15 protein-coding genes are annotated in these 13,317 nt (G+C 68.3%); 13 read left to right on the top strand and 2 right to left on the bottom strand.

Features of this window, described 5'->3' with window-relative positions:
- Positions 1 to 34 precede the first annotated feature (34 nt).
- Positions 35 to 736, bottom strand: a complete 702-nt coding sequence (locus CEF10_RS08735) for an NAD-dependent deacylase (RefSeq protein WP_101067757.1) — start codon at positions 734 to 736, stop codon at positions 35 to 37.
- 44 nt (positions 737 to 780) lie between these two features.
- Here CEF10_RS08735 and CEF10_RS08730 point away from each other — a divergent pair, with 44 nt between their 5' ends.
- From CEF10_RS08730 to cuyB, 4 genes are all read left to right on the top strand, one after another.
- Positions 781 to 1,221: a low molecular weight protein-tyrosine-phosphatase gene (locus tag CEF10_RS08730; protein ID WP_101067756.1), complete on the top strand. Its 441-nt coding sequence runs from the start codon at positions 781 to 783 to the stop codon at positions 1,219 to 1,221.
- A gap of 131 nt (positions 1,222 to 1,352) precedes the next feature.
- Entirely contained in the window at positions 1,353 to 1,595 is a 243-nt protein-coding gene (locus tag CEF10_RS08725; RefSeq protein ID WP_101067755.1) for a hypothetical protein, read from the top strand.
- A 24-nt stretch (positions 1,596 to 1,619) separates the two neighbouring features.
- The gene (gene cuyA / locus CEF10_RS08720; protein ID WP_101067754.1) at positions 1,620 to 2,624 is read left to right on the top strand and encodes a D-cysteate sulfo-lyase; all 1,005 of its coding nucleotides are present in this window, start codon (positions 1,620 to 1,622) and stop codon (positions 2,622 to 2,624) included.
- The gene (cuyB, locus tag CEF10_RS08715; RefSeq protein WP_101067753.1) at positions 2,621 to 3,298 is read left to right on the top strand and encodes a cysteate racemase; all 678 of its coding nucleotides are present in this window, start codon (positions 2,621 to 2,623) and stop codon (positions 3,296 to 3,298) included. The genes cuyA and cuyB overlap by 4 nt, the downstream gene beginning before the upstream one ends.
- A gap of 9 nt (positions 3,299 to 3,307) precedes the next feature.
- Here cuyB and CEF10_RS08710 read toward each other — a convergent pair whose 3' ends face one another.
- Positions 3,308 to 4,276: a LysR family transcriptional regulator gene (locus CEF10_RS08710; RefSeq protein WP_101067752.1), complete on the bottom strand. Its 969-nt coding sequence runs from the start codon at positions 4,274 to 4,276 to the stop codon at positions 3,308 to 3,310.
- Between the two features lie 111 nt (positions 4,277 to 4,387).
- Between CEF10_RS08710 and CEF10_RS08705 the strand changes: the two genes are divergently transcribed.
- From CEF10_RS08705 to CEF10_RS08665, 9 genes are all read left to right on the top strand, one after another.
- Positions 4,388 to 5,254 (top strand): ABC transporter permease, encoded by an 867-nt coding sequence (locus CEF10_RS08705; RefSeq protein ID WP_101067751.1) that lies wholly within the window; start codon positions 4,388 to 4,390, stop codon positions 5,252 to 5,254.
- Positions 5,255 to 5,271: 17 nt separating this feature from the next.
- Positions 5,272 to 6,057: an ABC transporter permease gene (locus CEF10_RS08700; RefSeq protein WP_101067750.1), complete on the top strand. Its 786-nt coding sequence runs from the start codon at positions 5,272 to 5,274 to the stop codon at positions 6,055 to 6,057.
- 54 nt (positions 6,058 to 6,111) lie between these two features.
- Entirely contained in the window at positions 6,112 to 7,254 is a 1,143-nt protein-coding gene (locus CEF10_RS08695; protein ID WP_101067749.1) for an extracellular solute-binding protein, read from the top strand.
- A 76-nt stretch (positions 7,255 to 7,330) separates the two neighbouring features.
- Positions 7,331 to 8,404: an ABC transporter ATP-binding protein gene (locus tag CEF10_RS08690; RefSeq protein ID WP_101067748.1), complete on the top strand. Its 1,074-nt coding sequence runs from the start codon at positions 7,331 to 7,333 to the stop codon at positions 8,402 to 8,404.
- 3 nt (positions 8,405 to 8,407) lie between these two features.
- Positions 8,408 to 9,766: an aminotransferase family protein gene (locus CEF10_RS08685; protein ID WP_101067747.1), complete on the top strand. Its 1,359-nt coding sequence runs from the start codon at positions 8,408 to 8,410 to the stop codon at positions 9,764 to 9,766.
- A 10-nt stretch (positions 9,767 to 9,776) separates the two neighbouring features.
- Positions 9,777 to 10,703, top strand: coding sequence for a BKACE family enzyme (locus CEF10_RS08680; protein ID WP_101067746.1), 927 nt, complete (start codon positions 9,777 to 9,779; stop codon positions 10,701 to 10,703).
- A complete protein-coding gene (locus CEF10_RS08675) occupies positions 10,687 to 11,193 on the top strand; it encodes a GNAT family N-acetyltransferase (protein WP_232796446.1) in 507 nt (168 codons plus the stop codon). The genes CEF10_RS08680 and CEF10_RS08675 overlap by 17 nt, the downstream gene beginning before the upstream one ends.
- Positions 11,190 to 12,212, top strand: a complete 1,023-nt coding sequence (locus CEF10_RS08670; protein ID WP_101067745.1) for a histone deacetylase family protein — start codon at positions 11,190 to 11,192, stop codon at positions 12,210 to 12,212. The genes CEF10_RS08675 and CEF10_RS08670 overlap by 4 nt, the downstream gene beginning before the upstream one ends.
- A complete protein-coding gene (locus CEF10_RS08665) occupies positions 12,209 to 13,312 on the top strand; it encodes an NAD(P)/FAD-dependent oxidoreductase (RefSeq protein ID WP_101067744.1) in 1,104 nt (367 codons plus the stop codon). Before CEF10_RS08670 ends, CEF10_RS08665 begins: the two co-directional genes overlap by 4 nt.
- The last annotated feature ends 5 nt before the right edge of the window (positions 13,313 to 13,317 follow it).

The raw sequence follows: 13,317 nt of genomic DNA, 5'->3' as shown, positions 1-13,317 counted from the left end.
GAAGGGCCGGCGCGAATGGCGCCGGCCCTTTCCTTCATTGCGCGTCGCGAGCCAGGATCTCCTCGACCCATGCCGGCACCACCTGCGAGGCCGGGCCGTGGCGGGCCTGCGTGAACCGGTACGCGTTCGCCGAGGGCTCCAGGTTCAGTTCCACCGTCTGCGCGCCGGCCTGCGCGGCTTCCTCGGCGAAGGCGGCTGCCGGGTAGACCTGCCCAGAGGTGCCGATCGCGGCGAAGATCCCGGCCTCTGCAAGGTGATCCCAGATGGCGTCGAGCCCGTGGGGGATTTCGCCGAACCAGACCACGTCGGGGCGCGTCGCCCTTGCGCCGCAGGCCGGGCAGGGATCATCGGGTGCCATCTCCACCGGTGCGGGCCAACGGTGCCCGCAGGTCGCGCACAACGCGCCCGACAACCGCCCGTGCATGTGGATCACGTCGTGCGCGCCGGCGGCCTCGTGCAGCCCGTCCACGTTCTGCGTGATGATCGCGACCTCGCCCGGGTGTTCGGCCTGCAGGCGGGCCAGCGCGGCATGGGCCGCGTTGGGCCGGGCCCGCGCGGCCTGTGCGCGGCGCGCGTTGTAGAAGCGGTGCACGCGCGCGGGGTCGCGCGCGAAACCCTCGGGGGTGGCCACGTCCTCGATCGCGTGCTGCGCCCAGAGCCCGTCTTCGTCCCGGAAGGTGCCCAGACCGCTCTCCGCCGAAATCCCGGCACCTGTCAGTATGACGATCTTTTCCATCGTGCCTCCTTGCCCTATGTGGTTGTGCCCAAAAGGAGTTGCTCATGCAAAGCCCCAGTGTGCTGTTCGTCTGTCTTGGCAACATCTGCCGTTCCCCGACCGCCGAAGGGATCTTTCGCAAGATCGCGCCGCACGTCGGCACCGACAGCGCCGGTACCTCCGACTGGCATGTTGGCGCGCCGCCGCACCCCCCGATGCAGGCGGCGGCGCGGGCGCGCGGCTACGACATCTCCGACTTGCGCGCGCGTCAGTTCGAGCCGGGTGACTTCCACAGGTTCGACCTGATCCTCGGCATGGATGACCAGAACATCGCCGATATCGAGACGCAGCGGCCGACGGGAAGCCGGACACCTGTCCGGCGCCTTACCGATTTCGCGTCACACCTTGGCTTCGATCACGTTCCCGATCCTTATTTCACCAGCGATTTCGACAGTGTGCTCGACCTGATCGAGTCGGCGGCGCTGGGCCTGCGCGACCATTTCTGAACCGCCCCTGGAGGGGTTCGGTTATTTCGAAATCCGCTTTCAGGCCGCGAAAAACACAGGCAGGCGGCGTCCAAACCGCTTGTCGCGTCCTGTCATTTGCGACCAACTGGGGCAGTGCAGGAGGTGACACCATGGCCCTGACCGTTTTCAAGGCTGCGACAGGCCGGTCGACGGACGCCGCGACCGACATTCGCGACACGGTGTCGGTCATGCCAGCCCGGCTGCGGTCGGGTGGCGGGCAGGTGGCGCTGGACTATGCCCGGCCCGCGCTTGCGCGGGCAACATCGGTTCGCGGCCGCGCCGAGGGCATGGGGGTCATCTGCTGGGCACCGAGATTCGCCTTGCACCGGTCGATGACGGCGCAGACAGGCTGACAACCAACGCGAAAGGATGACCCGATGAACCTGGCCCTTTTCCCCCGCGTCCGCCTTGCGCATCTGCCCACGCCGCTGGAGCCGCTGCCGCGGCTCTCCGAGGCGCTGGGCGGGCCGGAGATCTGGATCAAGCGGGACGACTGCACGGGCCTTTCGACCGGCGGCAACAAGACCCGGAAGCTCGAGTTCCTCATGGCCGAGGCGCAGCGGCAGGACGCCGAGGTGGTGCTGACCCAGGGCGCCACGCAATCCAACCATGCCCGCCAGACAGCAGCCGCGGCGGCGCGGATGGGCATGGGGTGCCACATCCTGCTGGAGGATCGCACGGGCTACGCGCACGACGATTATCGCCGCAACGGGAACGTGCTGCTCGATCACCTGCACGGTGCGACGATGGAGCATCACGGCCCGGGCCTCGACATGAACGCGGAGCTGGAGGCGGCGGCGGAACGCGAGCGGGCCGAAGGCCGGCGTGCGTATGCCATTCCCGGCGGGGGGTCCAATCCCACCGGCGCGCTGGGCTATGTCAACTGCGCGCTCGAGATGATGGGGCAGTTCGCGGCGGCGGGCCTGGCCGTGGATCACATCGTGCATGCAACCGGCAGTGCCGGCACGCAGGCAGGCCTCGTCACGGGCCTGAAGGCGATGAACGCCGGGATACCGTTGCTTGGCATCGGCGTGCGCGCGCCGAGGGCGAAGCAGGAAGCCAACGTCTTCGCGCTCGCGCAGGCCACCGCCGAGAGGCTGGGCTGCCCCGGCGTGGTGGCGCGTGCCGACGTTGTCGCCAACTGCGACTACGTCGGGCCGGGCTACGGAATACCGGCCGAGGACACGCTGGAGGCAATCGACCTTTTCGCGAAAACCGAGGCGATCCTGCTCGACCCCGTCTATTCCGCCAAGGGCGCGGCCGGGCTGATCGACCTGATCCGCAAGGGGCGGTTCGGCAAGGGCGACAGGGTGGTTTTCCTGCACACCGGTGGCGCTTTCGGGCTTGCCGGCTATGCGCATTGCTTCGACGTGCCCGGATGAGGGCGGTCGGCATCCTGGGCGGCATGGGGCCGGAGGCAACGGTGCTGCTGATGCAAAGGGTGCTGGCGGCGGTGCCCGCGCGCGACGACGCCGACCACGTGCCGCTCATCGTCCACCAGAACCCGCAGGTGCCCAGCCGGATCGACGCTCTGGTCGAGGGCACGGGGCCGGATCCGGCGCCGGTGCTGGCCGCGATGGCACGCAGCCTGGAAAGGGCGGGCGCGAAGGCGCTCGCTATGCCCTGCAACACCGCGCATCACTATGCCCCGGCGATCGCGCAGGCCACGGCGCTGCCGTTCCTGGACATGGTCGGGGCAACCGCGCGGACGCTGGCCGGGTCCGGTGCACGGCGCGTCGGCATGCTGGCCTCGCCCGCGACGCGGCGGGCGGGCGTGTTCGATGCGGCCTTTGCCGCGCGGGGCCTCACCCGGGTCACGCTGCCCGACGAGGCGCGGGTTTTGGAGATCATCCGCGGCGTGAAGGCCGGTGGGGCCGACGGGCTCGCCCCGGCACTGGCAGAGCTTTCCGCGTGCCTGCACGATCTGGGGGCCGATCACCTGCTGGTCGCCTGCACCGAGCTTTCGCTGCTCACCGATGCGCTGCCGGCGCATGTGCCTTGGCTCGACAGCATGGACTGCCTGGTTGACGAGATCGTTCGATTCGCCCGGGGGTGAACGGGCTGCCTAGCGATACGTGCGGTCCTGCATCGGCGTGGACTCGATGCGGGCCAGCAGCCGGTCGCGCAGGGATTGCTCGGCGCGGTTGAGGTTCGCGCGCGGGTTCCAGACGACGTGCACGTCGATGGGCGGCGTTTCGTCATAGGGCGGCAATTGCCACATCAGCCCGTCGCGCACGTCGCGTGCCGCCACGTGCAGCGGCAGCGGTCCCACGCCGAGGCCGGCGACGATCATGCGCCGGACCTCCTCGAGGTGGCTGGAAGTGCCGACCACCATCTCGCCCAGGTCGGCGGCCGCGCGCATCAGCGTCACGGGTTTGAGCACGTCCTGCAGCCGGTCGGTATCGAAGCTGACGGACGGATGGCCCGCCAGATCCGCGCGGGTCAGGTGGCGCCGTCCGAACAAGGGGTGCGGCGGGCCGCAGAACAGGCCGAAGAATTCGCGGTAAAGCCGCCGGTATTCCAGCTTCGGGTTGCGCTTGTGAACAAGGCAGATCGCGAAGGAGGCCGCCCGCGCCGTCACCGAATCCACCGCCTCGGACGATGAGAGCACGTCGATCGACAGCGTCGCGCGCGGGTGCTCGGCGTGGAATTCGGTCAGCACCTCGTCGAACAGCGGGCAGATCACGTGGCTGGCCAGGGACAGCCGGACGTGGCCGGTGACCTCGTCCGTGGTCTCGCGCATCAGGGTGGAAAGCCGCAGGATCGCGCCCTGGATATCCACGGCTTCCCGGTAGAGCATGTGCCCCGCGTCGGTCAGCTGGAAATGGCCGGGCGCCCGGTCGATCAGCCGCCGGCCGACGCGGTCCTCCAGCCGCTTGAGCGCGGTGGAGACCGACGGCTGGGTCAGCCGCAGGCGCCGTGCCGCACCGGTGATGGAGTCCGACTGCGCCAGCACCACGAAGGTGCGCAACAGGTTCCAGTCGAGGTCGCGCATGAGGCGTTCGGGGGTGTCACGGCGGCTCTCTGCGGTCATAAGCCCTGTCTATTGTCAGAATTCCAAATATCTATTTGATATATGCATGACCCCTTTGCATCGTGAAAGCAAGCCCGGCGTCACGACCGGGCGGCTCAACAGGGGGAACGCATGTCGGTCGAAGCCCGCGAGGCGCGCCAGCCGTGGATCCTGCTTTCACCCGCGCTGACCGCGGTGACGCTTCTGCTGTTCATCCCGCTGATTTTCATCGTGATCTATTCGTTCTGGCTGCGCACCGCGACCGGCGCCGAGCAGGTGGGATTCTACCTGGACAACTGGCGCGAGGTGCTCAGCGACCGGTTCTATCGCGACATCCTTCTCAACACCCTCAAGATCGCGGCGATCACCACCGTCGTCTGCGCGCTGATGGGGTATCCGGCGGCCTATTTCATCGCCCGTGCGCGGGGCAACAAGGCCATCCTGCTGCTGCTTCTGATGCTGCCGTTCTGGATCAGCTACATCATCCGCACGATGAGCTGGATCAACATCCTGGGCGTCTCGGGGGCCTTCAACAGCGCCATGATCTGGATCGGGCTGATCGATGAGCCGATCCAGATGCTTTACAACGAAACCACCGTCATCCTCGGGCTGGTGCATTTCCTGCTGCCCTTCATGATCCTGAACGTCTTTGTCAGCGTGGACGGCATCGATACCAATCTCGAGGACGCGGCGAACTCTCTGGGCGCAACGCGCTGGCAGGCCTTCGTGCAGGTCACGCTGCCGCTGTCCCTGCCGGGGCTGGCCGCCGGGGGGCTGCTGTGCTTCGTGCTGGGCGCAGGCACCTATATCACCCCGCTGATCCTGGGCGGGCCCACCGACGCGATGTTCGCCAACCTGGTGTTCGAGGCGATCATCACGCAGCTCAACTGGCCGCTGGGCAGCGCGCTGAGCCTCATGCTGCTGGCCGTGCTGGGCGGTCTGGTGCTGATCTACAACCACTACCTGGGCATGTCCCAGTTGGCCAAGGGGCTGGGCTGATGCGCGGGGGCGGGCGAATGGGCTGGAACCTGGTGCGGCTGTGGACGCTGTTCGTCTACCTGTTCATGTTCATGCCGGTCGCGGTGGTCGTGCTGCTGAGCTTCAACGCCAGCCAGTTCGGCAGTTTCCCGATGACCGGGTTTTCCTTCCGCTGGTTCATCGAGCTGGCCCAGAACGAGGCGATCCTGCGCGCCTTTCGCACCTCGATCGTGCTGGGCCTGCTGACCTCGGCGATCTCGACCACGTTGGGCGTTCTGGCGAGCCTCGCGCTGGTGCGCTACCGCGTGCCGGGGTCGAACATGATTTCCACCTTCCTCATTGCGCCGATCCTGGTGCCCGAGGTGGTGCTGGCCGTGGCGCTGCTGCTGTTTCTCAATTTCCTGGGCATCAACAAGAGCTTCACGCTGCTTCTGTTCGGCCACGTCATCTTCACGCTGCCCTTCGTCATCCTCGTGGTGCAGGCGCGGCTCGTGGGTATCAAGCGCGATGTCGAGGAAGCGGCGATGAGCCTCGGCGCCAGCCCGGTGCAGACCTTCTTCCAGATCACGCTGCCGCTGATGCTGCCGGCGGTTCTGGCGGGGGCTCTGTTCGCCTTCACCATCAGCTTCGACGACATCACCGGCACGCTGTTCTGGAAACCCGGCGGTGTCGAGACGGTGCCGACGCAGATCTTCGCGATGCTGCGCAACTCGATCAGCCCCGAGATCAACGCGCTGGGCACGGTAATGATCATCATGACCGTCGGGCTGCCCCTTCTCGGGGTCGCGATCGCCCGGCGGCTTGCAACCAAGAGCGGCGGATAGAACCGCTCGAACCATCCAAGCCATCCAACAAGGAGAAATGACATGACCCGGAAAATGGACAACACCACACGCTACGAGCGGTTGCGCGAGCGCTACATGAACGGCGACCTCGAGCGGCGCAGCTTCCTCGGGCTGCTGGGCGCTGCGGGCCTCGCCTACGGGGTGCAGACGCCCTTCGCCAAGTTCGCACACGCCGCCAACGTCTCCGAAGTGCGGTTCGACGGCTGGGGCGGTGTCGTGTCCGAGGCGCTGCGCGAGAACGCCTTCGAGCCCTTCGAGAAGGAAACCGGCATCGAGGTGGTCGATGGCACCTTCGGCGGTGGCGACGAATACCTCAGCCGCGTCAAGGCCAGCCAGCCGGGCGAGTACAACATTGCCCATCTGTCTGGTGTCTTCGACTACGCGCGCTACCACAACCTCGGGCTGACGACGACGCTCAACGAGGACAACATCCCCAACCTGCAATACGTCATCCCCAAGCTGGTCGACGTGTTCCGCAACGTGACGGACGGCAAGCTGTCGTGCGTGCCCTACGACTACGGCACGACCGGTCTGGCCTACAACCGCAAGCACGTCTCCGACGAGGAGATGAAGGAAAAGGGCGCCCGGATCCTGATCGACGAGAACCTCGAGGGCAAGATCGGCGGCTGGGGCGACTGGCGCACGCGCATCTGGTACGCGGCATTGCAGACCGGGCAGGACCCGAACAACGCCACCGACATGGAGGCGATCTGGGACGCGATCCGTACCCACCGCGACCTCGCGCTGAAGTACTGGGGCTCGGGCGCCGAGCTGATGAGCCTTCTGGCCGAGGAAGAGATATATGTCACCGAAGGCTGGTCGGGCCGCATCTACGCGCTGCAGGAGCAGGGCCACGACATCGGTTACATGGATCCGCCCAACGGCTACGGCTGGCAGGAATGCATGTTCGTCATCAAGGGCAGCCCGATGGAGGCCTGCGAGGAGCTGCTGAACTTCATGCTGGAGCCTCAGACGGCGATCGCCGTGGCCGAGGGGCAGAACTATCCGCCGGCACTCGACCCCAACAAGGTCGACCTCGGCGACAAGATCCCCAAGCTGCCGGCATTCGACCCCACCGGCAAGCTGGACGGGCTGACCTTCGCCGACCCGGCCTACTGGAACGGCAACGAAGGAGAATGGTCGAAGAAGTTCGGCCGCATCCAGAAGGGTTATTGACCCGGCCCCGGACACCGCCCCGGCCGGCTGCGCCGGGGCGGCCCCACGCCTGCATCCCCGTGCCAGGAGACCGCCGATGAGCGCCGTCACCCTCAACAACATCGTCAAGCGGTTCGGCGATTTCACCGCCGTGCACCGCAGTTCGCTGGAGATCGCCGAGGGCGCCTTCGTCACGCTGCTCGGGCCGTCGGGCTGTGGCAAGACGACGAACCTGCGCATGATTGCCGGTCTGCTCGACCCCACCGAGGGCGAGATCCTGATCGGCGGGCGGCGCGTGAACGACGTGCCGATCCACAAGCGCAACCTCGGTCTGGTGTTCCAGAACTACGCGCTGTTCCCGCACAAGACCGTGGCCGAGAACGTGGCCTTCGGCCTGAAGTACCGCGATGTCCCCGCCTCCGAGATTCCGGGGCGGGTGCAGGACGCGCTGGACCTCGTGCAGCTTCCGGACGTCGGTGAACGCTATCCGAAGGCGTTGTCCGGCGGCCAGCAGCAGCGTATCGCCCTGGCCCGCGCGATCGTGATCGAACCCGACGTGCTGTTGCTGGACGAGCCGCTTTCGGCACTCGACGCCAACCTGCGCGAGGACATGCGCGTGGAACTCAAGCGCATCCAGGAACGCATCGGCGTGACAACCATCTTCGTCACCCACGACCAGTCCGAGGCATTGGCGATGTCCGACCAGATCGTCGTGATGAGCGACGGCCGCGTCGAGCAGGTGGGCGAACCCGAAGAGGTCTACAACACGCCGGCCAGCGAATTCGTCGCCAATTTCCTCGGCGCGTCGAACATCCTCGACGCCGAGTGCAGCGGGCGCACCGGCGGCAAGCTTTCACTCGACGCACCGATCTTCGGTGACCTGTCGATCCCGGCCGAGAAGGCGCCGAACCTGGGCGGGGCGGGCAGGGCCAAGCTGGTGATCCGCGCCGAGAAGCTGGTGCTGTCGGCCACGCCGGCCCCCGAGGGGACGGTTTCCGTGCCCGCGACGGTCGAAACGGTCGATTACCAGGGACAGGCGGTTCGCTACTTCGTTCGCGCGGGTGAAACCCAGCTTCAGGCAATCAACATGATCGACGAACACCCGTTCGCCGCCGGCGCGCAGGTTCACCTGCACCTGCGCCCGCAGGACTGCGCGGCGTTGCCGGGGTAGGCCATGACCCAAACGAACCGCAGCCACCACCTTTTCTACCAGGGCCGCGGGCGCAGGCCCGTGCTGGACCAGGCGCGTGGCGTCTACATGTGGGACGTGGACGGCAAGCGCTACCTCGACGGCTCGTCCGGCGCGATGGTCTGCAACATCGGCCATTCCAACGAGAACGTGCTCGATGCCATGCGCCGGCAGATGGAGAAATCCACCTTCGGCTACCGGCTTCATTTCGAAACCGAGGCGTCCGAGAAGCTGGCCGCCAAGACCGCCACGTTGACGCCCGAGGGGCTCGACAAGGTCTTTTTCGTCTCCGGCGGGTCGGAGGCCGTGGAAAGCGCGATGAAGCTCGCGCGTCAATACGCGCTCGCCATCGGGCAGGCACAGCGCTGGAAGGTCATTTCGCGCGCGCCCGGCTATCACGGCTGCACCCTCGGTGCGCTGTCGGTGACCAGCTACGCGCCGTTGACCGAACCCTTCGACCCGATGATGCGGCCCATGCCCAAGGTGCCCGCGCCACGGGCCTATCTCGACGGGCTGGACCCGGACGACCCGGCGACGGGGCGTCACTACGCCGACATGCTCGAGGCGCGGATCATCGAGGAGGGCCCGGAAACGGTTCTGGCCTTCATGGTCGAACCGGTGGGCGGTGCCTCCACCGGCGCGCTGGTGCCGCCGGCGGGCTACATGGAACGCGTGGCCGAGATCTGCGCGCGCCACGGCGTGCTCTTGATCTTCGACGAGGTGATGACCGGCGCGGGCCGCACGGGCCGGTTCCTTGCCGCCGAGCACTGGAACGCGCGGCCCGACATCGTCGTGATGTCCAAGGGCTACGCCGCGGGCTACGTCCCGCTCGGCGCGGTGGTGGCCGACTCCGCCCTTGTCGATGCCGTGCTGGACGCGGGTGGTTTCGCGCACGGTTTCACCTATGCCGGCAACCCGCTGGCCTGCGCTGCCGGACTGGCCGTGATCGACGAGATCGAGCGCCAGGGCCTGATCGCCAATGCCGAGGCGATGGGCGCCAGGCTCAAGGCCCGCCTCGAAGGTCTGATGGACAAATACGAGGTCATCGGCGACGTGCGCGGCCAGGGCCTGTTGCTGGCCTTCGAGTTCATGGCCGGCCGCCAGAGCAAGGCACCGCTGCCGCCCGACCTGCGCGCTTTCGAACGTTTCGTGGAAATCGCCTATGCCAAGGGGTTGATCGTCTATTCGCGGCGCAGCCGCGGCGGGGTTGCGGGCGACCACATCCTCGTCTGCCCGCCGATGATCGTGAACGACACGCATCTCGACGAGATCGAGTCGCTGCTTGACGAGTCGCTGGCCGAGTTCATGGACGAGGCGCGCCCCGCGCTCGACCGAACGGCCTGACGGGGCGCCGATGTCGGGCATTCTCATCACCTGTGCCGTCACCGGCTCGATCCACACGCCGTCGATGTCGCCGTATCTGCCGGTGACGGCCGACGAGATCGCGGGTCAGGCGCTCGGGGCGGCCGAGGCGGGCGCGGCGGTCCTGCACCTGCACGCGCGCGACCCGCGGACGGGGCGCCCCTCGGCCGACCCGGACCATTTCATGGCCTTCCTGCCGCGTATCCGGGCGGGCTGCGACGCGGTGCTGAACCTCAGCACGGGCGGCAGCGCGATCATGTCACTGGACGAACGCCTGGCCGCGCCGCGGCTGGCGGCGCCCGAGATGGCGTCGCTCAACATGGGATCGATGAATTTCGCGCTCTATCCGGCGGCCGAGCGGATCGAGACGTGGCGACACGACTGGGAAAAGCCGTTCCTGGAAGGCACCGACGACCTGGTTTTCAAGAACACGCCGCGCGACATCGCGCGCATCCTGGCCGACCTGGGCCAGGAGCGCGGCGCACGCTTCGAATTCGAATGCTACGATCTCGGCCATCTCTACATGCTGCGGCACTTCGCCGACCGCGGGCTGGTCAGGCCGCCCTACTTCATCCAGTTCGTGTTCGGGGTGCTGGGCGGCATGGGGCCGGACCCCGAGAACCTGACACACATGGTGCGCATGGCCGACAAGCTGTTCGGGCACGATTTCGAATTCTCGGTCCTGGCCGCCGGGCGTCACCAGATGCCGCTGGTGACCATGGCCGCGTCGATGGGCGGGCACGTGCGCGTCGGTCTCGAGGACAGCCTGACCATCGCGCGCGGGCAGCTGGCGGAAAGCAATGCCCAGCAGGTCGCCAAGGTTCGCCGCATCGTCGAGGAACTGGGCCGCCGCGTCATGACGCCAGACGAGGCGCGCGAGATGCTCGGGCTGAAGGGTGCCGATGCAACCGCGATCTGAGATTCCCCCGGTGACGTTCCGCGACGTGGCCGGGGCGGACGACCTGCCGGCCTTCGAGGCTGCCATGCGCGCCCTTGCCCGCGATCTGGGTGACGGCTACGCGATGCCGGCCGAGGCACTGGCACGCGCGTTGCTCGGGGCGCCGCCCGCGGCGCGTGGCGTGCTGGCCCGGGCGGGGCCGGAAACCCTGGGCGCCGCGATGGTCTCTCCACAGGTGTCGACCAAGCGGGGTGCGGCCGGGGCGTTCGTCTCCGACCTCTGGGTGGCCCGGTCGGCGCGCGGGTATGGCCTGGGGCAGCGACTGCTGGCGGAGGCGGCGCGGCGGGCGCGGACACTGTGGCAAGCCGAATGGCTGGCGCTGGCCGTCTACGACGGTCAGCCGGCGGCACGGCGGTTCTACGAGCGGCTGGGCATGCGGCCGCAGAACGGGGCGGTGATGATGCAGCTGGACCGCGCCGGGTTCGCGCGATTGACGGAGGAGACGACATGAAGGCCATCTTCGACGAACGCCAGTGGCACCACGATCCCAAGCATTTCATGGCCAACGGCGTGATCCGGCCCAGCCCGGAACAGCCCGCGCGCATCGAGAAGCTGACGCGGGGCGCCGAAGCGGCCGGCTGCGCTTTCGAAGCACCCGGCGACGCGGGCATGGGCCCGATCGCCGCGGTTCACACGCCGGAATACCTGGTGTTCCTGCAAACGATCCATACCCGGTGGCGGCGGATCGACGGCGCGGGCGACGAGGTGATCCCCAACATCCACCCCGCCGACCGGACCGACAGCTACCCGCGCTCGGCCGTGGGGCAGGCTGGTTATCACCAGGCCGACACGGCCTGCCCGATCGCCGAACACACCTGGGCCTCGGCCTATTGGTCGGCACAGACGGCGGTGACGGGCGCGGACGCGGTCGCCGGCGGCGCGGGCGTGGCCTATGCCCTGTCCCGTCCGCCGGGCCACCACGCCTTCGCCGACCTGGCCGGCGGTTTCTGTTTCGTCAACAATTCGGCTGTGGCAGCTCAACGGTTGCGTGGTCGTGGATATCGTCCGGCGATCCTCGACGTGGACGTGCACCACGGCAACGGGACGCAGGGCATCTTCTATGATCGCGACGACGTGCTGACCGTGTCGCTGCACGCCGACCCGGTGCGCTTTTACCCGTTCTTCTGGGGGCATGCGCAGGAACGCGGCAAGGGGCGCGGCCGGGGCTGCAACCTGAACGTGCCGCTGCCGCGCGGAACGGACGACGCGGCCTACCTCGCCGCGCTCGACCCCGCGCTTGACCGCATCGCGGCCTTCGGCGCGGATGCACTGGTGGTGGCGCTGGGGCTGGATGCGTTCGAGGGCGACCCGTTCCAGGGCTTCGCCATCACGACGCCCGGTTTCGGGCGCATCGGCGCGGCCATTGCCGGCCTGGGGCTGCCCACGCTCTTCGTGCAGGAGGGCGGCTACCTGTGCGACGAGCTGGGCGACAACCTCGCCAGCGTTCTGACGGGGTTCGAAGGGGCATGACCACGGCGGATGTCATCGTCATCGGCGGCGGCATCGCCGGTGTCAGCGCGGCGGCCGAGATCGCCGGCTCGGCCCGGGTCGTCGTGCTGGAGGCCGAGGCGCGGCTGGGCTACCACGCCACCGGGCGTTCGGCCGCGATCTTCATCCGCAACTACGGCAACGCCACGCTGCGCGCGCTGAACAGGGCGGCGGCGGCGGTGTTCGACGCCCCCGGCGAGCTGTCCGACGGCCCGCTGCTCAAGCCCCGCGGCGAAATGCTGATCGCCACCGAGGACGAACTGGGCGCGCTCGACGCCTATGCCGAGGGTGCCGAGGGCGTCGAGGAACTGACCCCGCAGCAGGCCGTCGCGCTTGTCCCCATCCTGCGGCCCGAGCGAATCGCCGGCGCGCTGATCGAGCGCGACGCGCAGGACATCGACGTGGATCGCCTGCTTCAGGGGTATGCGCGGCGGCTGAAGGCGCGCGGCGGCCGCGTGGCGACCGGGGGCGAGGTGCGCGGCATCGGCCGGAGCGGCCCCGACTGGAAAGTGCAGACCGGCGCCGGGACGTTCACCGCGCCTGTCGTCGTCAACGCCGCGGGTGCCTGGGCCGACGAGGTCGCCGGGATGGCGGGGATTGCCCCGCTCGGCATCCGGCCGCTGCGCCGTTCGGCCGCGATCCTGCCCGCGCCCGCGGGGCACGCGCTGGACGGCTGGCCGCTCTTCGGTTCGGCCGCCGAAACGTGGTATGCCAAACCGGATGCCGGCAAGCTGATGGTCTCGCCGGCCGACGAGGACCCGGTCGACCCGCACGATGCCTGGGCCGACGACATGGTGCTGGCCGAGGGGCTGCACCGGTTCGAACAGGCGGTCACGATGGAGGTGACGCGGGTGGAGCACAACTGGGCCGGACTGCGCAGTTTCGCGCCCGACCGCACGCCGGTGGTGGGCTTCGCCCCCGGCGCGCCCGGCTTCTTCTGGCTGGCCGGGCAGGGCGGATATGGTGTCCAGACCGCCCCGGCGCTGGCCGGTCTGGCCGCGGCGCTGCTGGCCGGCGCGCGGCCGGCGCTCGATGCGGGCACCGTCGCCGCGCTGTCGCCTGACCGTTTCGCGGAACACTGACGAAA

The organism is Roseovarius salinarum (assembly GCF_002834145.1).
Lineage (GTDB): Bacteria > Pseudomonadota > Alphaproteobacteria > Rhodobacterales > Rhodobacteraceae > Roseovarius > Roseovarius salinarum.
The sequence above is the reverse complement of the archived record's forward strand: the minus strand, read 5'-3'. Positions and strand labels throughout refer to the sequence as shown.

Excerpts from the sequence above, each read along its gene's own strand:
- CEF10_RS08735 (WP_101067757.1), bottom strand. The coding sequence starts at position 736 with ATGGAAAAGATCGTCATACTGACAGGTGCCGGGATTTCGGCGGAGAGC.
- CEF10_RS08695 (WP_101067749.1), top strand. The coding sequence starts at position 6,112 with ATGGACAACACCACACGCTACGAGCGGTTGCGCGAGCGCTACATGAAC.
- CEF10_RS08705 (WP_101067751.1), top strand. The coding sequence starts at position 4,388 with ATGTCGGTCGAAGCCCGCGAGGCGCGCCAGCCGTGGATCCTGCTTTCA.
- CEF10_RS08730 (WP_101067756.1), top strand. The coding sequence starts at position 781 with ATGCAAAGCCCCAGTGTGCTGTTCGTCTGTCTTGGCAACATCTGCCGT.
- CEF10_RS08710 (WP_101067752.1), bottom strand. The coding sequence starts at position 4,276 with ATGACCGCAGAGAGCCGCCGTGACACCCCCGAACGCCTCATGCGCGAC.
- CEF10_RS08725 (WP_101067755.1), top strand. The coding sequence starts at position 1,353 with ATGGCCCTGACCGTTTTCAAGGCTGCGACAGGCCGGTCGACGGACGCC.
- cuyB (WP_101067753.1), top strand. The coding sequence starts at position 2,621 with ATGAGGGCGGTCGGCATCCTGGGCGGCATGGGGCCGGAGGCAACGGTG.
- CEF10_RS08685 (WP_101067747.1), top strand. The coding sequence starts at position 8,408 with ATGACCCAAACGAACCGCAGCCACCACCTTTTCTACCAGGGCCGCGGG.
- CEF10_RS08670 (WP_101067745.1), top strand. The coding sequence starts at position 11,190 with ATGAAGGCCATCTTCGACGAACGCCAGTGGCACCACGATCCCAAGCAT.
- CEF10_RS08675 (WP_232796446.1), top strand. The coding sequence starts at position 10,687 with ATGCAACCGCGATCTGAGATTCCCCCGGTGACGTTCCGCGACGTGGCC.
- CEF10_RS08680 (WP_101067746.1), top strand. The coding sequence starts at position 9,777 with ATGTCGGGCATTCTCATCACCTGTGCCGTCACCGGCTCGATCCACACG.
- cuyA (WP_101067754.1), top strand. The coding sequence starts at position 1,620 with ATGAACCTGGCCCTTTTCCCCCGCGTCCGCCTTGCGCATCTGCCCACG.
- CEF10_RS08665 (WP_101067744.1), top strand. The coding sequence starts at position 12,209 with ATGACCACGGCGGATGTCATCGTCATCGGCGGCGGCATCGCCGGTGTC.
- CEF10_RS08690 (WP_101067748.1), top strand. The coding sequence starts at position 7,331 with ATGAGCGCCGTCACCCTCAACAACATCGTCAAGCGGTTCGGCGATTTC.
- CEF10_RS08700 (WP_101067750.1), top strand. The coding sequence starts at position 5,272 with ATGGGCTGGAACCTGGTGCGGCTGTGGACGCTGTTCGTCTACCTGTTC.